Source organism: Lactobacillus rizhaonensis, from assembly GCF_036246345.1.
GTDB classification, from domain to species: Bacteria; Bacillota; Bacilli; order Lactobacillales; family Lactobacillaceae; genus Lactobacillus; species Lactobacillus rizhaonensis.
The window spans coordinates 596,751-617,849 of the sequence record NZ_BTTV01000001.1; the positions used below are offsets into that span (position 1 = coordinate 596,751).

Below are 21,099 nucleotides of genomic sequence, written 5' to 3' on the forward strand. Positions count from 1 at the left end.
TTGGCCTCCTTAGTGAGAAATAATTTTACTCAAAAATTGTTGTGCCCGCTCCGTCTTTGGCTGTTTAAAGAAGCTCTCACTATCATCATCCTCAACAATCCGACCTTGGTCCATAAAGATAACCCTATTGGCAACCTCTTTGGCAAAGCCCATTTCGTGAGTAACAATTAATGAGGTCATACCACTTTCGTTGGTAACCTTTTTTATAACTTGTAAAACATCATCAATCATTTCCGGATCAAGAGCAGACGTAGGTTCATCATATAAAATAAGCTTTGGCTTCATTGCCAGAGTTCGTGCTATTGCAACACGCTGTTTTTGACCACCAGAAATCTGTGAAGGCATATTATGTGCCCATTTCCTTAGTCCAACCATATCCAGCAAGTCTAACGCCTGTTTTTTATTTTCCTCTTCAGGAATATGACTTACTATTCTGGGTGCTAGCATAATATTTTCCAGTACATCTTTATTCTTGTATAAATTAAAGTGCTGAAAAACCATCCCAACATCACTACGTAAGATATTGAGATTAGTCTTTGGATCAGAGAGATCGTGACCGTTAACTATCAACTTACCCTTCTGGATTGATTCAAGTCCGTTAACGGTCCGTACAAGCGTACTTTTACCGGAACCGGATGGCCCGATCAGAACCACCGTTTCACCTTGATCAATCTCTAAATTAATGTCGTGCAGTGCATGAAAATGGCCATAAAATTTTTGCACGTTATGGAACTCTATCATCGACATTGTCATCGCCCCTTTCATAGTCAATGCATGAAATAATAAGTTGTAGTTTCTATTTTACTATAGCGGTTAAGAATTTTAAAAGTAATACAGTTTTTTTAATAAAAATTTAGACAACGCTCTGTTTGATTCACGTTAAGATGAAAGTCTATTTCTGCCCGCCATATAAGCAAATATTAAATAAAAATGGTTATATTGTATGTTCAATACTAATATTTTTTTGTCAAAAAAAGTCAATTATGATTAAAAATAACTGTGAGAAATTTATTCTTAATTACAGATTAGCACTTTTAAAAAGGGTCAAACTAGCTTAAAATCTCATTAGGAGAAAACTTATGGATAAGATAAAAGATTATAACTTAATTTTGAAACAGGCTAGCAATTTGCTCCAAAATGAGCATGATTTAATTGCCAATATGAGTAATATTAGCTCGCTTCTTTACAATAGTTTACCTGATGTTAGTTATGCAGGCTTCTATCGTTTTAAAGACAACGAATTAATTTTAGGACCATTTCAGGGACCTATTGCCTGCATGCATATTCCAATCGGAAAAGGGGTCTGTGGTGTCGCTGCAAAAACTCAGCAAACTCAAATCGTACCTAATGTTCACGAATTTACTGGTCATATTGCTTGTGATGCAGCTACAAATTCTGAAATTGTCGTTCCGCTTATCAAAAATAAAAGCTTACTTGCAGTTCTTGACCTTGATAGCAACAATTTCAATAGATTTGACCAAATTGATGCTGAATATTTACAAAAAATAGCTGATCTTGTTTCAAAATAAACTAAAAAAGTTCCGCAATCTAAATTAAGATTGCGGAGCTTTTTATTTTAAAGGTACTTTTATTTTTTGCCCGCTAGACGTTGGAATGCTTTTACAATTTCAACTATCACGATCATACAAATTCCGGCACCTAAAACTATTAACCATTGTGTGGAATTCAATTCTGTGACATCAAAGAATTTTGTCATAAACGGCAATTCTACTGCCGCCATTACCACAGCAGAAATTAATATTGCCCAATTAAACCATTTATTGGCAAAGGTTCTTCTTGAAAAAATAGATTGGTGAATATACTTAGAGTTGAAAGCATGAAATAGTTGAATTAAGCCTAAGGTAAGAAAGGCCATAGTTAATGCATCACCATGTTGCAAGTTAGCATCATTCATATGAGGGCCAAAATTTAATCCTAACTGGTAAGTAGTTAAAACAATAGCACCTTCTAGAATTCCCTGGTAAACAATCGAGCTTGCGACTCCACCGCTAAAGAAGTTTGATTTTTTACCCCGTGGTGTCCGTTTCATGATACCTTTTTCAACTGGTTCAAGGCCGAGAGCAATGGCTGGCAGCGTGTCCGTAACTAAGTTAATCCACAATAGTTGAACAGGAGCTAAGATATCCCAGCCTAACATGGTCATCATGAACACTGTTAGAACCTCACCAACATTACAACTCATCAAGTAAAGGATGGCCTTTTGGATATTACTAAAGACTTTACGTCCTTGTTTGACGGCTTCAACGATCGTAGCAAAATTATCATCCGCCAAAACCATATCACTGGCCCCTTTTGAAACTTCGGTACCGGTAATCCCCATACCTATTCCAATATCAGCCTGCTTCAAACTAGGAGCGTCATTAACGCCGTCACCTGTCATTGCCACAATTTTACCTTGCGCCTGCCAAGCTTTGACAATGCGAACTTTATGTTCGGGTGAAACTCTGGCATAAACGTTAAAATCTGCTACGTGTTTTTCTAGATATTCATCGCTAAATTCATCCAGTTGTGCACCGGTAACAACCCGTTCATCTTCACCAGGTTTTAAAATCCCTAATCTTTCCGCAATCGCCTGTGCAGTTACCTGAAAGTCACCTGTAATCATAACAGTCCTAATTCCGGCATTATGGGCTTCAACAATGGCCTTTTTGGCTTCTGGACGTTCCGGGTCGATCATTCCAACCAAACCTGCAAAAATTAAATCTTGTTCAACATTATCAGTTGAAGGATCATCATATAACTTTTCAACAGGTTTATAGGCTAGGCCCAGAACTCGCAGCGCATTTTTAGCCATATTTTGATTAGCAAGCATAATTTCGTCTTTTTGCTTTTCGCTAATTGCACTAACTTTGCCGTCTAGTTCAATCCGGGTTACTCGTTTCAGCAGCTGATCCGGTGCTCCTTTAACTGCTACAAAGTAACTTCCATTGTCCTCATTGACGGTACTCATCAGTTTACGGCCAGAATCAAACGGCACTTCCTGCAGTCTTTTATGACTTGTAATTAAGTTATGCACATCTATCTTTTGATCAAGTGCGTATTGAATTAAGGCAGTTTCGGTAGGATCTCCCAGCAATTGATTATTTTCATCAAGTTTAGAATCATTAGCTAAAACCATCGCCATTAAAGCATGATTATCGTGGCTAATGCTGCTGGAAGATTTATGTACTTGATTATCATAATAAATCTGCTCAACTGTCATTTTATTTTGGGTTAATGTACCAGTTTTATCGGAACAAATGATGTCTGTTGCACCTAAGGTTTCAACAGCGGGTAACTTCCGCACAATCGAATTATGCTTGGCCATCACCTGCGTGCCTAATGCCAAAATAATAGTAACAATAGCCGGCAATCCTTCTGGAATAGCTGCAACTGCAAGTGACACGGCAACCAAGAACATATCGATAGCCAATTTATCTGTTGGTTCCGTTCCTTTTTTGGTAAAAAAGCCTACAACGAATACCACAGCACAAATTAGCAGAATCATGATCGTTAGCGTTTTACCTAACTGGTTAAGATTGCGCTTTAATGGGGTATCAGTTTCATCGGTGTTATTAAGCATTGTGGCAATTTTACCGACTTCAGTGTTCATTCCCGTTTCAGTAACTATACCTTCACCGCGGCCATAGGTCACATTGGTATTGGCAAAAGCCATATTATCCTGATCTGCGAGTGCTACCTTTTCATCATTAATAGGCTCAACATTTTTGTCAACTGGAACTGATTCACCGGTTAAAGCAGATTCTTCAATTTTTAGGCTCTTAGTAACAGTTAAGCGCAAATCCGCTGGAACAACATCACCTGTTTCAAGTAAAACAACATCACCTGGCAGTAATTCTGGACTGGGAATTTCAACAATCTGACCATCTCGACGAACATGAGCATTGGGAGTAGCCATTTTCTTTAATGCGTTAATTGCTTCTTCTGAACGTGTTTCTTGGAAAACACCTAGGACCGCGTTCAAAATAACCACAATCATAATTATTGCAGCATCTGTCCATTCTTGTGCGACAAAGCCTGAAAGTAGCGCTGCAACTATCAAAACAATGATCATGAAGTCTTTGAATTGAGCCAAAAAACGTTGCCAAATACTAATTTTCTTTTTACTTGCCAAACTATTAGTGCCATATTTTGCACGCAAGGCACTAATCTGACTGGTCTTTAAACCCTGACTAGTTGATGTTGACAACTCTTGAGCCACATTTTCAATTTCTTGGTTATAAAATTTCTGGGGCATTGTTACCTCCTACTAACAAAAAAGAGACCCATATGTTTAACACACACAAGTCTCACTATTTAAGATAAGTCCAGAAGTATTCCTTCGGGTGTTGGGCTTATCGCAAGTAATTGCTGTTACTCCCTCATGATGATACTTATTATAAATAAATTTTTTATTTTTAACAAGAATAAGACTATTAAAATTAGCTAAAACAAAAACAGTTTCTATTACTTAGAAACTGCCTTCCGCTCAATGTTCTGTTAATTAAGACCTGTCCATTGCCATTCTGTAACTTCAGGCATATCTTTACCATTATCACGAATGTATTGGTGATGCTTAGCAAGCAATCTGTCCATCTCTGCTACAAAGCCCGCACTCTTTTCAGCATATCGAGGAACACTTAAAATAGCATCTTTAGCTAGATGGAAGCGATCAAGTTCGTTAACTACCCGCATATCAAACGGTGTGGTAATGTCGCCTTCTTCTTCATAGCAGTGAATGTGAACGTTGCTGCGCTTACGGCCAAACCAGATTGATTGCATCATAGCTTTGTAACCGTGCCATGCAAAAATTACTGGCACATCGCTTGGGAACAATTGCTCAAATTCTTCATCTGAAATTGCTTCTGGATTATCCTTGGTGTTCATTAGCTTCATAACATCAATAACATTGATGTAACGAATTTTCAGGTCAGGGAAATTCTTGTGCAAAATATCGATTGCGGCAAGAGATTCCATTGTTGGTTCAGTTTCAGTTGAAGCAAACACAACATCAGGTTTAGCATTATGGTCAGTTGAAGCCCAATCAATGTATGATAAGCCGTGATTTGCAATACGAGTTGCTTCATCAATTGAGAACCATTGTGGTCTTTCCTGCTTAGAAGTTACTAAAATATTAATACATTCACGATCAGTGAAAGCCTTTTGGGAAATTGCCAGCAATGAGTTAGTATCAGCAGGCAAATACTCATGAACTAGATCAGGACGGTTCTTTTCATACATGTGTGTCAACACACCTGGGTCTTGGTGGGTATAACCGTTATGATCTTGTTGAAAAACAGTTGAAGTTGCAATAAAGTTGAGTGAAGGGTAATCTTTACGCCAATATTGTTCTTTAGCTTTTCTTAACCACTTCATATGCTGGGTCAGCATTGAATCTACAACCCGGCCAAATGATTCGTAAGTAGCAAAGAAGCCATGACGACCTGATAAAACATAACCTTCAAGCCAGCCCTCGTCCTGATGTTCTGATAATTGAGAATCAATTAAACGCCCGCTTGGTGCCAAGTTCTCATCATTAGGAGTATGAACTGAGCTTTCCCATTGCCGTTTTTGTTCATCAATGAACTTAAACAAGCGATTTGACTTAGTTTCATCTGGTCCGAAGCCACGGAAAGTATTTGGATTAAGTTCAGCGATTTCATTTAAGTACTTAGCCCATTCGGTCATGTCCTCGGCTTCAATAGAACCTGGTTGATCAAATTTCAAAGCATACTTACGATAATCAGGCAAACTAAGGCGCTTAGCTTTTTCACCACCAGCATTAGTGATTGGGTTCATAGCCATTCGACTATCACCAGCAACATTATCCGCTGTTACCAATGCAGTTGGTGTACCATTTTCATCAAATAGTTCTTCTGGTTTATAGCTCTTAAGCCAGTCAACGAGCATATCTTTATGCTCCATATCATCTTGAGCAACTGGAATTGGAATTTGATGTGCTCTAAATGAATTTTCAATTGGATTACCGTCAAGGTCTTTCTTTGGACCAGTCCAACCCTTAGGCACGCGGAAAATAATCATTGGCCAGTGAGGTAAGGTTAAATCATTGTTTTCACGTGCATTCTTTTGAATAGCCTTAATTTCTTCAATGACAGTATCCATTAATTTGGCCATTTCTTCGTGAACTTGCATATGGTCTTTATAACCGTCAAATTCACCGCCATTATATGCGGAAATGATATAAGGATGCCAGCCCATACCTTCAAAGTATTTAGTCAGTTCTTCGTCTGACATTCTGGAAACGATAGTTGGATTGGAAATCTTAAAACCATTAATTTGCAAGATTGGCAATACAGCACCGTCTTTTATAGGGTTAATAAATTTATCACTGAACCAGCTGGCAGCAAGCGGTCCAGTTTCAGCTTCACCATCACCGATTTCCACAGCGGCAATCACATCAGGATTGTCTAAAATTGCACCAGTACCATGAGAAAGTGAATAACCTAATTCTCCACCTTCATGCATTGATCCTGGAGTTTCAGGTGCAGCGTGCGAAGCGGAGCCACCCGGAAAACTAAAGCGTTTAAATAGCTTGGCCATGCCCTTTTCGTCTTGTTGAATTTCAGGATAAAGTTCACTATATGAACCGTCAAGATATGAGTTTGAAACCATAACCTGACCACCGTGACCTGAGCCTTCAATATAGAACATATTTAAGCCATATTTTTTAATAACTCTATTTAAATGAGCATAAATGAAGTTTTGCGGTGAAATAGTACCCCAGTGACCAATTGGCTTAGGTTTTACCTCACTTGCTTTTAAATCATGTTTTAATAATGGATTGCTCATTAAGAAAAGCTGACCGACTGATAAATAATTTGCAGCCCGCCAATGAGCATCAACGCTTTTAAGGAATTCTTTTGAATCATAATCAACTGTCATTTTAATTCTCCCTTAGTTGTCTAGCTTAATTTCATTTTATAAGCATATTATAGCAAGTTTTAAATAAAGTTCAACCATTTTAAAAATTGGTTCGTTCCAATTTTATAAAAACGTGTTTGCTTAAAATCAGTACAGGAAAAACACTATTATTCCTCTACTTTTTATTTACAGATCAGCATATTTATGCTCAAATACTGATAAGTGCTTATTTTTATAGCTAAACGCTGAAAAAGTAGTTAAACATTATTCTCTGTAGTGTTAATTTATTTAAAGGAGAAGTATGATGACACAGGAAGACCGTCTGTTAAAAATCAAGCAAATGCTTAAAAATGAAAAACATTTACGCACCCGCAGCTTAGCACGCTATTTCAATATTTCTTTTGACACTGCTCGGCGAGACGTGGTTCGATTAACCTCAACTGGACAAGCAGTCAGAGTTCATGGCGGATTAATAGCTATTGATGAAAATGAGGTGCCCAATTTTCTTACCAGAAACCAAATTGATTCACCTATCAAAATTAAAATGGCTCAGATGGCTAGACGTTTTGTACATCCTAACCAGTGCGATTTTATTGGTCCCTCAACTACTCTTAAAAAATTGTGTGAATTAATTTCTGGTACAGATTTGCAAATAGTCACTAATTCAATTGACAATTCACTAGCTTTGATGCAAACAAAATTACCAAGTGTAAGACTGCTGGGAGGAAAAATTGATAAAGAGCATAGGTTTAATTATTCTGTATCTTCACTTGATCTTTTACATAGAATAAGTTTTAACACTGCCTTCATTGGCACCTCCAACGTCAAAGATGACGGTATTTATTCAGCAAAAATGAGCGATTCGGAGTTAATTAAAACTGCATGTTCCAGAGCAAAGCAAGTTGTTGTGGTTGCAGAAAAATATAAGTTTGATAGTGAAAATTCTTCTCCTTACATGTCAATTCCACTTAATGAAATTGACGTTTTAGTCACAGATTTGCCTTTGCCAGAAAAATTTCAGAAAAATTTTTCACCGAAGACCCAAATCATATCGGTTTTAAGGAAGTGAGGTTATGCGTAACTTTTTTGGTAGTTTGTTTTTAAAAAAGCAGCAACAACTAATCGAAGAAGTATATCAGGATTTAGATCAGTTTTATCAGAGTTTTTACTCTAATATATATAATGAATTGAATATCAATAAATATAAGCAAATTCGTGACGCCATTGGCATGGTAATGTGCAAATTTGACATCCAAGACCATCCTTTAGAATATACTGGAAAATTAGTTATGTATATTCAAGCTAGAGTTGTGCTGCAGCATTTGCATTTAACAACTATGCAGCAAAAACTTCTACAAGATTTGAGTGACAAAACGAAAAAAATTAACTTAAATTTTGTTTATACTGGTCGGCTCACGGATATGCAACAATTTAGCAATGTTTGATTTTTTCTTTTATATAAAATGTATCCAAAAAAGCAAGTAATGCTTGAACCTATATGGTCAACTTTTACTTGCTTTTTATCTTATATTAAAAGTTTAATTGAAATTAAATCGTATGGAGAAATTTGCTGCTCGTCACTTGGCTCTTCAAGTGCGTTAACAACTTGACCTTTATCCCTAATAAAGTCTGATAACATGACAGCTTGATTAGTCAAATTTTCCAATCTTAGAATATAACTATTTGAATCTGTCACCGAAGGATACAGCGCTGAAACCATTATTTCTTTCGGTAAGTTCAATAGTTCAATGTGTTCAGGTATCTTAGGAGTCTTTTCTGTTGCCCAAATCTTGTTATCTAAACGATTGATAAAAACATTTAGACCTTGTAACTGGTATGAAATATTTGGCTGCAACCATTTATTTGTCAATTGATTATTTTCTTCTTCACTAAATTTGCCATCATCAAGTTTAAATGCAAATACAAATTTATTTTGTCCCTTTTCTTGAGCTGAAGGAGTTGCCATCATAATATGCCCCTGACTAGTCGTGTCACCAGATGCTCTTCCAGGCCGCCACTTTAAATTAGGTTTTCCTAATTCTCCTGTTGTCGCCATCAGCGTAACTTTAAGTCTTCCGTCTTCATATTGATACTCTTTTTGACCATATCCCCAAAAAGTGAAATGTTTATCTGCATCAATTAAGTTAAGAGATTTATCAAAATTGTATAAATTGACTGGCTTCTCAACAAACTCTTTTTGCCAATCAGAATCAATTGGCTCGTTTTTAGTTGTAACATAGCCTGCCTGAATCTCTGCTCTGACTTCATTGGTATTTATTTGTGGTGAAAAACAAACTCTTAATCGATGGGAATTAATTTGATTATCAACCAGTAATTTAACCGCAACTTGTCCCAACTCATTAAACCAAATATCCATTGAATACGATAATTTACCATAACTAGGATTTTCATCTGTATAATCAACCAAATCCAGTGGTAAACTAGCACTTCCTCTCAGAGTCATTACATCATGCTTGCCTTTGCTAATACCTACACTTTGAAAAGGTAGCTCCTGCTCTTTAAAGTCTTTATAAGGGGAAAAATCATATGTATCACCATCATTGGGCTGATCTAGTAAAGAAATAAAGCTCTTGATTTTAGTGCCGTCATTAATTAAGGTAATCTCACCATCACTAAATTCAATAGCTTGCTTGCCATTAGAAATAATGCCGTAACTAACAAATTTCCCCGCAGTAATTTCTGGTAATTTTTCATTGCTATCTATCATTTTGAAAACTTTATAGCCCAAAGCTGGTAATTGAACCTTACCTCTGACTCTTAATTCATAATAACTAGGTTCGTCAGTATAATCCTCTCCATGGGGCGTTTGCATTAAAATGTGCTCTCTTGCAGGGTGATACTTACTAGAAACAATTTCTGCATCTTCCATCCCCTTAATTTTGATTTTTTTTGTTGAAGCAACAATATCTACTTCTTTATAACCGTCAAATTCATGTGGATCTGTATTAAATACTAGTAATTGTGATGAGGTTAATTTTAAGTATTGGGCAATTTTTTTCTTAACCATGTTCTCAATCCCGTCAACTAGTTCATCAACTTCTTTATATCTCTGCCAAATATCTTTTGCTACATTTTCTGAAACACTGCCACCAAGAGAATCATGTGGTTGACACTTTAATAATTTTTTCCAAGCTTTGGTCAACAAACCATTACCGATATTAACTCCTACCTTGTGACCAATTACGCATAACGGCTCCACTCGTTTCAAAAGTTTCTGCTCTAATCTAAAATTTTCTCTCTTCAATTTGCTTCTGACTGAGCCAATTGACCGATGAACACGCGCATATGTAGGTAGGCGCAATTCTCCTTGATATTCTGGCAGACTCTCAGACCTATGACGAATTAATTCGACAAATTCAGGATAAGTAGAAATTTCGGTATGATATTCACTAATACTATTAATTTGCTCAACCGTCTGATTGATATTTTTAACTATATTCATCTGATCAATTCCAGAGGGAATTAAGACATCTTCATTTTGGTCATGCTCAGATTCAAATTTAATTGCTGGATCATATTTTTGTTCAACAAATTCATTTAACTTTTGTTTTGCTTCTGGCGTAATTTGACCTGTAAAATACCCAAATGGAAAATTAAGTGCAACTATTTCTTTGTTACCTAATCCATGCCAGCGAAAATAAGTCGAACCTGCTTGTCTTTTAAAGTTAATTCCTCGCCAGAAGACCATATTATCAATACCAACTTGTTTTAATAAGGTCGGCATCTGCGCATTAAAACCAAATGAGTCAGGCAAATAGCCAATCATCATTGGCTTGCCATAGTTTCCTTCTGTATCCTTAATGCCAATAATTAAATTGCGAATAATTGATTCCGCAGTTGGCATCAGAGCATCAGTTTGAGTATACCAAGGGCCAATAAATAGCCTACCTTCATTCATTAAACGTTGAATTCTGGCCTTAGCTTCTGGATGAATTGCAACATACTCATCAACAATTGAAACTTGTCCATCCAAGCAAAAATTTGCAGTTGGATGTGCTTCCAGTTCGTCTAAAACTTCTGTAAATAATTGCTCTCCTAAAACTTGCTCATCCATAATCGAAAAATACCATTCTCGATCCCAGTGGGTATGATTTACTAAATAAGCAGTTGTCATTTTTATCTCCTTTACTATTAAAAAAGAGTGCACGTTAATTAACAAGTTGGTTAATACATGTGCACTCTTTTTAGGATTATTGTTTTAATAAATTTTTAGCTAACGCAAAGTCGCCAACTGTAGCTGAGCCATTATTAGCAATAGCCGGCATAACAATGTACTGGTCTAAATTTGGGACTTTGACATAACTATTCAGCATCTTAGCAAAATCAGATCTGACTTTCTTTAAGAATGCTTCACTAACTACGCCCCCACCAAAAATAATTTTATCAGGACGTAAAATCAATGTAACTTGTAAAACTGCTTGGGCCACATAATAACTCAATATGTTCCAAACAGAATCAGTCAATGGTACTTCTGATCCTGGCTTGCCAACTCTTGCCTCAAATGTTGGTCCAGACACAAGTCCTTCCAAGCAATCCTGATGAAATGGACATATTCCTAGAAAATCAACATCATCGGGATACCTTTTTAACAAAACGTGTCCCATTTCTGGGTGTCCTTGACTGCCAACTAATTGACCATCAATTATGGCTCCACCACCCACTCCAGTACCAATCGTGTAGTAGACCAAGGAATCAATGTCTTCATTCGAAAGCAATGACATAACATATTCACCATATGCAGAACCATTTACATCAGTTGTAAAGAACATTGGAACATCAATGTCTTTTTTCAAAAAGCCAAGGAAATCAGTATTTTGCCATCCCTTTTTAGGCGTGTCCGTTATGTAGCCATATTTAGAAGCCGTTTTGCGTATTTCAATTGGGCCAAAAGAGGCTATTCCAATCGCTTCTACAGGATACTTTTTAAAAAAAGCAGTTACTTTCTGAAGAGTTTCTTGCGGAGTTGTAGTAGCTATTCTAATTGAATTTTTTACTTGATAGTTTTCATTGCCAACAGCACAAACAAATTTTGTCCCGCCAGCTTCTACTGAACCTAATAACATAATTTTACTTCTTATTTCTTTGACAAATTTCAATAGTTTCATTATTAGGACCATAAAAGTTAAAGTAACTAATTCCATGCTCCCAAAAAGGTAAGTGCATCACCTGTTGATCAATTAGCTTAAAACCTGCATTTTTAATCTTTTCGAACGCTTCATCAATTTCATCGGTATCAATAGCATAATGGTTAATTGCACCATTTACCGGGTTGGTCTCAGCTTCCCAAACTTCAAGCATTAAATCTCCTAATTGGAAAAAGCCCGTCGCACTACCATTATTATCTTCCTGATTAATTAACTTAAAACCAATCTTTTCATATTCAGTTACACTCTTAGCAAAATCATTAGTTGGAATCCCTACATGGGAAATCCCTTTAAAAATACTCATATTCAAAACCTCATTAAATCAAATTATACTTTTTTAAACCTTTAATTATCCCTAGTTTATCATTTGTATCAGTGACATACGTAGCAGAATTTTTAATTGCATCATTTCCATTACCCATTGCAATACCATAGTCCACTGCTTCAAACATGCTTAGGTCATTGTTACCGTCTCCAAAAGCGTAAGTTGGAACATGAAGATCCTCACTTTTAATTAGGTCAGAAATTCCTTTTCCTTTTGAATTATCTTTTAGAACTGTATCAATTGAATTAGGACCTGTTATCATAAAGTTTAATTCAGGGAAATGATCACTATACTGTTGATCAGCACAATGCGCAATTACCAAAATTTGATTAACGGGGTTTGTCTGGTAAAAATCGGGTGCTACTTGAGGAAATGATGAAGCAATGTTTTGATAAAAATGCCGAGATAGCGGCTGATCTTCAGAGATAGCAATTTGTTCATAATTGTAAAAACCAATGATGTCATCTCTGCTGTTTGCATAAGTCAGTACCTGCTGACACAAGAGTGAGGGAATAGTTCGATTAAACTTCACTTGACCATTAAACTCTACATATTGTCCATTAGTCGCAATCAGAGAATCAATTTCACATTCCGCCATAATTTCACGAACTTCAAAAGCGGCACGACCTGTACAAACTATTGGAATATTTCCGTTAGCTTTTAAGCTTCTTACGGCAGCACTTACTTCAGGTAAAACAGTAGAATTACTCGATAGAAGAGTTCCATCCAAGTCAAAAAATACTAGAGAATTAATTTTATCTGCCATAAACAATTACTTTCTCAAAGTAATATTTGAAAACTCTGCTTTACCGTTAGATACGGCTAATGCCAAATCATCACCAAATTTTTGGTACACACGAGCAATTAAACTAATACCATTTACAACAATAACAGCTATGTCATCATCAACCATCAATTTAATGTGCATTTTTTCGAATTCACTCTTTGCAAGTGGGCGATCAAGTCCCTTATTCATCATTTGGAACCATGGCCACTCCGGACTTTTATCAAAGACAAGTCTCCGATCGTCAGCTGACAGCAAATATTGATATGATTCATCAGTTTCGACATTTTTAAAGAATCGCAAAGCAATATTGCTAATGTCGTCTTGACAAGTTACATCCATATCTAAAACAAAATGTTTACCAACGTTTTGAGCAATTATTTTTTCAGTTCTTCCAGTTTGATTATCAATTGATAAATCAGCAAGATGTGTTTCTTCTGTAAATTGGTTGGTTAATTCATCAGGTAATTTGGTAGCTAGAGTTCCATCATTTCTTTGCACTAATTCTAATGGAACATACGTACCGCCCCATTCCCAGTTAACCTTGTCACCTTTGCCTTCTTCTCTGGTCGGGACCCAGCCAAATAAAACTCTTCGTTTACCATCAAAGGCCGTTCTAGCAGCATAATATGCACGACCGTCAAAGGAATCATCTTGAGGCTTTAACCATGGACCATCAATATTCTTGCTCATCCGGTACCTAGTTTTGCTTTGCTCGCTATATTCTGTATATAGTAAGTACCACCAATCTCCCATTTTAAAGAGATCTGGCATTTCCAGCCCTGTGTACAGATTTGGTGCAAAAAAGTCGCCTTGGAATGTCCAGTCTTTAAGATTTTTGGAAGTGAAGGAAACAATTCTGCCAGTTAATTTGGATTTTGGACCTGCTAATCTTGTCCCCAAAATCAGCAAATATTCTTGCTTATCTTCATTCCAAATTACCCAAGGATCTCTCCAATCTGTTTTGTCATAACCTTCTTGAGCTGGTAATAACAATTTATCAACATTTTTTTGAAAATGATCGAAATCGGTGCTTACACCATGAAGTAAGACTTGGGAAGCTCGTCCTTCCTGCTCAGCTTTTTTATTATAGCCTGTGTAAAAAGCTTGTACTTTTCCATCAGCTTCAAAAACAGATCCTGCATAAATCCATTGTGCTGGATCGTCTGCGCTACCTGCAGGTATTGCATCCCCATGATCCTCATAATTAACAAAATCAGTTGTAGTTGAGAGTGACCAGCCAAATGGTTCATCATTATCAGTTAGAGGACCAGGTTTTCTAGGGTCTCTTTGGTGATACAAATAAAACTTTCCGTCTTTACCAAAGGGCATAATATCGCCCATCCATTTATCTTCTGTAGGTTTATAAAAAACTTTATACATTTTTACTCCTTTTATTTAATTTGCCGCAGCTTCTGCTGCAACTTTTTGGTCACGATGCATTAATTTCTTAAGGAAATTGCACATTACTGCTCCAACTACAACGCCAATTACGATCGATAAGCAATACAGCAAAATATTTGAGTCAAATGGAGCCGCCATAAATGTTGATAGAGCTGTTTTTTGCGTTGTACCAAAGAAAGCGTTTAATGCACTAGCTAGTCCTGAGCCAACCATACAACTAGGAATTACAGCCAGTGGATCTGAAACTGCAAACGGAATTGCACCTTCTGTTGTGGCAATAATACCCATAATTAAAGCCGTAGTAGAATTTTCTTTTTCGTCTTGACTATAATACTTTTTACCCATGAAACTTGCTAAAGCCATAATTAATGGAGGAATACCAATTGCAATAAAGCAAGCTGTACTAATTGCATATCCACCTGAAGTGTATGAAGCCATACTAAATGTATATGCAACTTTGTTGATTGGACCACCCATATCAGTAGCCATCATCGCCCCAATAATTGCAGCAACTAAGATTTTGTTTGAACCACTAATACTTGCCAGCCATGAAGTTAAACCGTTTTGCATTCCTCTAACAGGATTACTAAAGACATAAAAGATTACTAAACCTCCAATTAGCACTGAAGTTAGTGGAATGATGAAAATTGATTTTAATGAAATTAAACTCATAGGCATTGGTAACTTTTTCAGCCAATATACTAAATAACCGACTAAAACACCAACTACCATGCCACCAATAAAGCCCATACCTAATTTGTTAGAAACCAAACCAACAATGAAAGCAGGCGCAAGCCCTGGCCTATCAGCAATCGAGTATGAAATATAGGCAGCGATCATTACAGGAATAAATCCTAATCCCTGTTGACCAATCATTCTTAAAATTCCCCAAATGTTACTGGTCTGATTCCAAACTCCGTTGCCACCACCAATAACGGCAATTGAAACAATCAGTCCGGAAGCAGAAACCAGTGGAATCATGTAAGACACTCCCGTTTGGAAATGGTCTACTAAATCCTTAAAAAATTGTTTTAACTTGTCCATTTATATAACCTTTTCTTTCTGACTTTATCAGTTTTCAATAATTTCGTGCGCTTTTTCAATCGCTTTACTACCGTCTTTCACGACCTCTGATGTTCCCATTTTCACGATTTTTTTACCATCAAAGCGTTCTTTTTCTCTAACATTTGTATCGACCGCAAAAATGACGGCATCTGCTTCAGCAATATCCTTAGCACTAAGTTTATTTTCAAAACCCATTGCACCTTGAGTTTCAACTTTTATTTGATCACCATTTTTTTTGGCATATTTCTTCAAGTTTTGTGCTGCCATATATGTGTGTGCTACTCCTGCAATACAAGCAGTTACTGCTACGAATTTACTCATAATTTTTCTCCTAATCTTCTTCTATTTTTTTAAAGATATTAACTAACTTATCTGGATCATTTTCTGCCTTGATTTCTTTGACAAAATCGTCATCCATTAATTTTCCTGCGACTGTAGCCAACATTTTCAGATGTTCTTTACCAGTATCTTTTTCTCTAGCCGCCATCAAAAAAATTATTGAAACTTTGCTACCATCTAATGAGTTCCACTCTAGTGGCGTGGTTGTTTTTGCAAACATTAGAGACGCTACATTGACAGTAGAACTTTTACCATGTGGAATAGCGATATTATTGCCTATTCCTGTTGTTGTCTGACTTTCACGTTCTAACACATCATCTCTAAATTTTTTTGCATCACTTACAATTTCATTTTTTTCCATTATTTTTGCTAATTGCGTAATTGCATCTTCTTTAGAAGATGCATTTAAACCAATGACAATATTATCTTTCGAGATAAAATCATTACTTTTACTATTCAAATTCTTCACTTCCTAAAAGCCTAATTATTTCCTGTTTTGATGTTAATCTGCACAAACTTTTTAACATTTTTTTATCTTCAAGAATTGCATTGAAGTAGTTATAAATTTGGTCAATTGAGCCTTTGATGCTTTCGTTCATTGCCATAAAGAAAACGATATTTACCTTACCTTTATCCCAATCAATACCATGTGAATTAAGATAAATTGCAATTCGAGGAGCTTTAACATATTTAATTGGCGCATGTGGCATTGCTACAAAATCCATTTCAGTACTTGCAACTTTTTCCCTTTCAATCGCAGCCTCTGCAATTCCAGAAAGTGCATAGTGTTTATCACATAGACGTTTGCAAACTTTTTTTATTGCTTGATCTCGATTGATTTTTTGGTTATCAACTATGATTAAATCGGGCTCAACCAATTTCATAAATTCTGTTGCTTTTTCTTGAAATTTATTCAGCTTGTCAAGAGCAGTTTGTATCTTTCCTTTAGACTGAACGTCTAGAAAAGGTGGTACAACTACTACATTTTTTTGCCTAATATCTAAATCTACTGTACTTATTATTAAATCTTCAGTAATTGGTGCTGCCATTAATTCAGAAACAGATACCACCCGGTTAACTTCTAGTTCATCAGAAAAATATTTCTTAATTCTTTGCTCCAGAAGCCTAGCGGTTCCCAGTCCAGTGCTACACACAATTACTGTCTTTACTCTTTTCTCCTCTCTTCTTTCTAAGAAACTCTCAATATGTAGGGCAATATACGCAATTTCATCATCATTGATATTTACTGAAAATCTTTTTTCGATTTCAATACTTAAATCAACTGCTTGGTTGTATGCATAAGGAAAATTACCTTTAATACTATCTTTGTAAGGATTTTTTATACTCAGTCCTAGTTCAAATCGATGCAAAGCTGGTACCAAATGTAAAATCAAATTATTAATAAGTACCTCATCATAGTGGGTTAAATTGCTTTTTAGAAACTGACTTAATTCCCCATTCTTAGAGTTTTCCTGATCTCTTTTTGAACCTGAACGTGCTTTTTGATCCGATTCAGCTGCAAGAATATGAATATTAATGTACGCCTGTTCAGCTACGGGAATAGCAAAACCAAAGTTTTTTTCAAGCAAATTTGAAAGCAAAATTGTATTTTTGGATAAAGGATGACTGCTTAGTTCAGAATCAGCCTTTATAATTTCCTTGTTCTTTATTCTTTGAATTGCAATCATTAGATGGACAGCTAAAGACTGAAACTGATAATCATTGAATTTAATTGAACTGGCTTTTTGAAACTGATTAAGTGTAGCTACAACATCTTTAAAAATCACCTGATCGAAAATACTTTTCACTTCATCTGGAACATTGATAATCATCTTTAAATCAGTATTATGTTTGACCTTTAAGCTATCACCCCAATAAAAGCCAAGGAGCTGCGACATTAATTTTCTTCGAATATTTTCAGAAGCGTTAATAAAAATTCCTTTTTCATCACTCTGTAACTTAGCCCCTTGCTTTTCTATTAGACTTTTAATTTGCTTTAGGTATTCTTCTAGAGTTGTTCTGCTCACATAATAATAATCAGAAAGATTCTGAATTGTTATATGTTCATTAGTAGTTAATAACAATGAAAGTATTGCCAATTTTATTTCTTGCGGGCTTTCATTATTTGCCTTTAATTCACCATCTTGTAAAGAAGAACGAATTTTTGCGGTATCGCCAGCAAAATAAATGCCTACGCTTTGTTTTCTAATGAGTTCTACATTAAAGGGCCTAATTTCTTCAGCAATTTCATTCAAATACTTATTAACAGTTTTTCTAGACATTCCAATATTATGTTCAATATTTTTATAATGAGTTACACCTTCATCCAAGATTTCTTTCACAATTTTTACTTCATTCTCATTAATAGGATCACCTTCCTTCTGAATACGTTTTCAATTATAGGTCAAGGGTATTCGTTTAGATACATGGCAAAGTAAAACAATGAAAGTATACTTTTATAAACAAAAGGAGTCTGGGAAAAAACTCTAACCTAACTAAAAAGGCCGACAAATCAAGTCAATAATACGTTGATTTGTCGGTCTTTTTAAATTGTGAAATTTTTTAATTTAACTTCAAAGAACACTTTTTCACAGACTCTTTAAAATGGCTCTATTTATTTAAATTTACGAACGTGTTGAACTTCATGTATTGATAATGAATGCGCATGGTTGAGACTTCAAATGGAGTACCATCATCTAAAAAGAAAATACCTTCCATTACTCCAACTGGTTCAGTAGACTTCAAATTAAGCCTAGCCTGATCATCCCTATCAGATGGTTCAACAGTAATATTAAGAAAGGCTTTAGTTACTACCTTATTTTGTGAATCCTCTAAGTAATTAAAAAGTGACTTTTTTAAGTGCTCAGGTTTGAGTTCAGGAACTATTTTAATAGGTACATAGCCTGTTTCTATTAAAAAGGGCTGTTCATCCAAAAAACGAAGTCTTTTAAATTCATAAACAAAGTCATTTTCTTTAAGAAACAAGTCCTGAGCTATTCCAGCGGGTGTTTTAATCACATTAAAAGAAAGCAGCTTAATACCCTGCTTTTTTCCTGGGACTTTAAGGCTATCTGTCAACCCTAAATTTGATCCTTCATATCGAAACAATGACTGATTTTTTAAGTATAAAGGATTAATAAATGTGCCACTACCCCTTTTTTTAAAAACAATGCCTTGTTGAGACAGCAGCTCCATTGCCCTTTTCATTGATGAGCGACTTACCTGGTAATGTTCAGCTAGACTACGCTCGTCTGGAAGACGCATTCCTTCATATTTGTTATCCAAAATATTTTGTTTGATATCGCGCATCACAGTACGATAAACGAAATCTGCCATTATCTACCTCAATTACTTACTTCTTTGATGGCTGCAATTAGCCATTCGGAAAATTGTTTACGGTCAATTTTCACACCAACTTGAACATTTGCTGGCTGACCAAAAAAGTTGTCAAAATCAATCATTGATGCGCCATAAGCACTAGGACTCTTAGTATCTACCACAACATAAGCTGGTTTAAAAGTATACATTTCCGGTTTTACCAGCATTCCAGATGCCAGCGCATCATAAACTTCTCGACCATTAGTTTTAGTGTGATCTTGCAACTTGTCCATAATACGATAAAGCATATTCCCAGTTCTGCCTATTTTCTTAATTTGCATTAAGACCTCCGGAGTAACATAGGCTTGATGACCTAATTCCAGTGGTGCCAATAAAATCTTTATGCCACTTGAAAAAACAATTTGTGCTGCTTCAGGGTCACCCGCAACATTATATTCCGCATATGGACCCCAGTTTCCACGGCCGATTGCACCGCCCATAATTACCAATTGTTCTATTTTAGGTAAATCTTCCGGGAACTGTCTAAAATAAAGGGCAAAATCAGTTGCTGGGCCGATCTGCATTAAAGTTACCTTCTCGCTACTATTAGCTACTACCTCATGTATTGCTTCTGCAGCTGAACCTGCTTTTAATAAGCTATAATCAGGTTCAGGAAAATCAAAACCAGCCAGTCCACTTTTGCCGTGAACATCAGAAGCATCAATTTGGTCTCGTAATAAAGGTCTTTGTGCTCCACTCACGACTGGCACTTTAGTTTGCAAAAAAGTTTCCAGTTTTAAGGTATTAGTCAAAGTGTTTTTAAGCGGAACATTGCCCCAAGTCGCAGCAATCAGCTTTACATCAAGTTCAGGAGCAAACAAGGCTGTTGTCAATGCTACTACATCATCAATTCCGGGATCGGTACTAATTATCAAAGGTTTTTTTATCATAAGAATCCTCTTTTAAAATCGTTATAGCACTATGATACCAAATTTAGCTTCCAGTTGCTTTTAAAAAAAGTTAGCCAAAAACAAAATCTTAGGCTAACTTGTAAATTTATTTTTTGCGGTCTTCAATATTGCCATCAGCATGAGCAATAATAACTTCATTGCACATTCCTAAGAATAGGCCATGTTCAACAACACCTACAGTATGATCCAGATAATCAGCTAAGCCGCTAGGAACCGGAATAGGATCAATGTTTAAGTCAATAATATAATTACCATAATGAGTGACAAAGCGCTTATTTCCAGACATCCGCCATTGAGGATTCAGTCCTTCAGCCTGAAAAAGTTTGAAATTTTGCTCACACGAAATTGGCAAAACTTCAACTGGTAATGGAAAGCCGCTAAGGTGGTCAACCATTTTAGATTCATCCACAATCCAAACTACTTGGCGTGAATTAACTGCAACATTTTTTTCCATAGTTAAGGCTCCGCCACCACCTTTGATGCCATCAAAATTAGCGGCTATTCTGTCTGCACCATCAATAGTTACGTCAAGTTGGTCCACAGTTGCCAATTCAGCAACATGGAAGCCATAGCTTTCCAGCTGCTTTTTACTTCTACTTGAAGTTGTCACCACTGCTGCTAGATTAAGCCCTTCTTCTTTTTTTCTTCTGCCTAATTCAGCAATTAAAAAAGCGACTGTAGAGCCGGTTCCTACTCCCAATTTCATTTTCGGCTTAACTAATTCAGCAGCTTTTACAGCAGCCAGTTTTTTCAACCTATCCTGTTCTTCTTTATCCATGATCCATGCTTTCTAAAATCAAATTATTAACCAGTAGTTCAAATTCATTATAGCAAAAATAGCAGAAT

At 36.1% G+C, this 21,099-nt stretch carries 18 protein-coding genes; 3 read left to right on the forward strand and 15 right to left on the reverse strand.

Annotated elements, in window-relative coordinates; genetic code table 11:
- Nucleotides 1-9 precede the first annotated feature (9 nt).
- Nucleotides 10-747 carry an amino acid ABC transporter ATP-binding protein gene (locus tag AAA915_RS02855; RefSeq protein WP_294602842.1) on the reverse strand — a complete coding sequence of 246 codons (738 nt, stop codon included), beginning with the start codon at nucleotides 745-747 and terminating at the stop codon, nucleotides 10-12.
- 332 nt (nucleotides 748-1,079) lie between these two features.
- Here AAA915_RS02855 and AAA915_RS02860 point away from each other — a divergent pair, with 332 nt between their 5' ends.
- Nucleotides 1,080-1,529 (forward strand): GAF domain-containing protein, encoded by a 450-nt coding sequence (locus tag AAA915_RS02860; RefSeq protein ID WP_338199701.1) that lies wholly within the window; start codon nucleotides 1,080-1,082, stop codon nucleotides 1,527-1,529.
- A gap of 59 nt (nucleotides 1,530-1,588) precedes the next feature.
- On the opposite strand, the gene AAA915_RS02865 is transcribed toward AAA915_RS02860, so the two are convergent.
- Together AAA915_RS02865 and AAA915_RS02870 are read right to left on the reverse strand one after the other, a co-directional pair.
- Nucleotides 1,589-4,258, reverse strand: a complete 2,670-nt coding sequence (locus AAA915_RS02865; RefSeq protein ID WP_338199703.1) for a calcium-translocating P-type ATPase, PMCA-type — start codon at nucleotides 4,256-4,258, stop codon at nucleotides 1,589-1,591.
- Between the two features lie 242 nt (nucleotides 4,259-4,500).
- Nucleotides 4,501-6,903, reverse strand: a complete 2,403-nt coding sequence (locus tag AAA915_RS02870) for a phosphoketolase family protein (RefSeq protein ID WP_338199705.1) — start codon at nucleotides 6,901-6,903, stop codon at nucleotides 4,501-4,503.
- A 283-nt stretch (nucleotides 6,904-7,186) separates the two neighbouring features.
- Between AAA915_RS02870 and AAA915_RS02875 the strand changes: the two genes are divergently transcribed.
- Both AAA915_RS02875 and AAA915_RS02880 read left to right on the forward strand, forming a co-directional pair.
- Nucleotides 7,187-7,951 (forward strand): DeoR/GlpR family DNA-binding transcription regulator, encoded by a 765-nt coding sequence (locus AAA915_RS02875; RefSeq protein WP_338199707.1) that lies wholly within the window; start codon nucleotides 7,187-7,189, stop codon nucleotides 7,949-7,951.
- A 4-nt stretch (nucleotides 7,952-7,955) separates the two neighbouring features.
- A complete protein-coding gene (locus AAA915_RS02880; RefSeq protein WP_338199709.1) occupies nucleotides 7,956-8,327 on the forward strand; it encodes a bacteriocin immunity protein in 372 nt (123 codons plus the stop codon).
- 80 nt (nucleotides 8,328-8,407) lie between these two features.
- Here the strand turns inward: AAA915_RS02880 and AAA915_RS02885 are convergent, their stop codons facing one another.
- The 12 genes from AAA915_RS02885 to rpiA form a co-directional block, all read right to left on the reverse strand.
- Entirely contained in the window at nucleotides 8,408-11,017 is a 2,610-nt protein-coding gene (locus AAA915_RS02885; RefSeq protein WP_338199711.1) for an alpha-mannosidase, read from the reverse strand.
- A gap of 76 nt (nucleotides 11,018-11,093) precedes the next feature.
- Nucleotides 11,094-11,966: a fructokinase ScrK gene (gene scrK / locus AAA915_RS02890; protein WP_338199713.1), complete on the reverse strand. Its 873-nt coding sequence runs from the start codon at nucleotides 11,964-11,966 to the stop codon at nucleotides 11,094-11,096.
- A 4-nt stretch (nucleotides 11,967-11,970) separates the two neighbouring features.
- Nucleotides 11,971-12,351, reverse strand: coding sequence for a VOC family protein (locus AAA915_RS02895; RefSeq protein ID WP_122034499.1), 381 nt, complete (start codon nucleotides 12,349-12,351; stop codon nucleotides 11,971-11,973).
- 13 nt (nucleotides 12,352-12,364) lie between these two features.
- Nucleotides 12,365-13,138 (reverse strand): Cof-type HAD-IIB family hydrolase, encoded by a 774-nt coding sequence (locus AAA915_RS02900; protein WP_338199716.1) that lies wholly within the window; start codon nucleotides 13,136-13,138, stop codon nucleotides 12,365-12,367.
- Nucleotides 13,139-13,144: 6 nt separating this feature from the next.
- Nucleotides 13,145-14,539: a glycoside hydrolase family protein gene (locus AAA915_RS02905; protein ID WP_338199718.1), complete on the reverse strand. Its 1,395-nt coding sequence runs from the start codon at nucleotides 14,537-14,539 to the stop codon at nucleotides 13,145-13,147.
- A gap of 15 nt (nucleotides 14,540-14,554) precedes the next feature.
- Nucleotides 14,555-15,604, reverse strand: coding sequence for a PTS fructose transporter subunit IIC (locus AAA915_RS02910; RefSeq protein ID WP_338199720.1), 1,050 nt, complete (start codon nucleotides 15,602-15,604; stop codon nucleotides 14,555-14,557).
- A gap of 27 nt (nucleotides 15,605-15,631) precedes the next feature.
- On the reverse strand, nucleotides 15,632-15,946 hold the full coding sequence (locus AAA915_RS02915) for a PTS fructose transporter subunit IIB (protein WP_338199722.1): 315 nt from the start codon (nucleotides 15,944-15,946) through the stop codon (nucleotides 15,632-15,634).
- Between the two features lie 10 nt (nucleotides 15,947-15,956).
- Entirely contained in the window at nucleotides 15,957-16,424 is a 468-nt protein-coding gene (locus AAA915_RS02920; RefSeq protein ID WP_122034488.1) for a PTS sugar transporter subunit IIA, read from the reverse strand.
- Nucleotides 16,417-18,306, reverse strand: a complete 1,890-nt coding sequence (locus AAA915_RS02925) for a BglG family transcription antiterminator (RefSeq protein WP_338199725.1) — start codon at nucleotides 18,304-18,306, stop codon at nucleotides 16,417-16,419. The genes AAA915_RS02920 and AAA915_RS02925 overlap by 8 nt, the downstream gene beginning before the upstream one ends.
- Nucleotides 18,307-18,574: 268 nt before the next feature.
- Nucleotides 18,575-19,300: a GntR family transcriptional regulator gene (locus tag AAA915_RS02930; RefSeq protein WP_338199727.1), complete on the reverse strand. Its 726-nt coding sequence runs from the start codon at nucleotides 19,298-19,300 to the stop codon at nucleotides 18,575-18,577.
- Between the two features lie 8 nt (nucleotides 19,301-19,308).
- Complete coding sequence (locus tag AAA915_RS02935; protein WP_338199729.1) at nucleotides 19,309-20,232, reverse strand: nucleoside hydrolase; 924 nt, start codon at nucleotides 20,230-20,232, stop codon at nucleotides 19,309-19,311.
- A 106-nt stretch (nucleotides 20,233-20,338) separates the two neighbouring features.
- Complete coding sequence (rpiA, locus tag AAA915_RS02940; protein ID WP_338199731.1) at nucleotides 20,339-21,031, reverse strand: ribose-5-phosphate isomerase RpiA; 693 nt, start codon at nucleotides 21,029-21,031, stop codon at nucleotides 20,339-20,341.
- Between the last annotated feature and the right edge of the window lie 68 nt (nucleotides 21,032-21,099).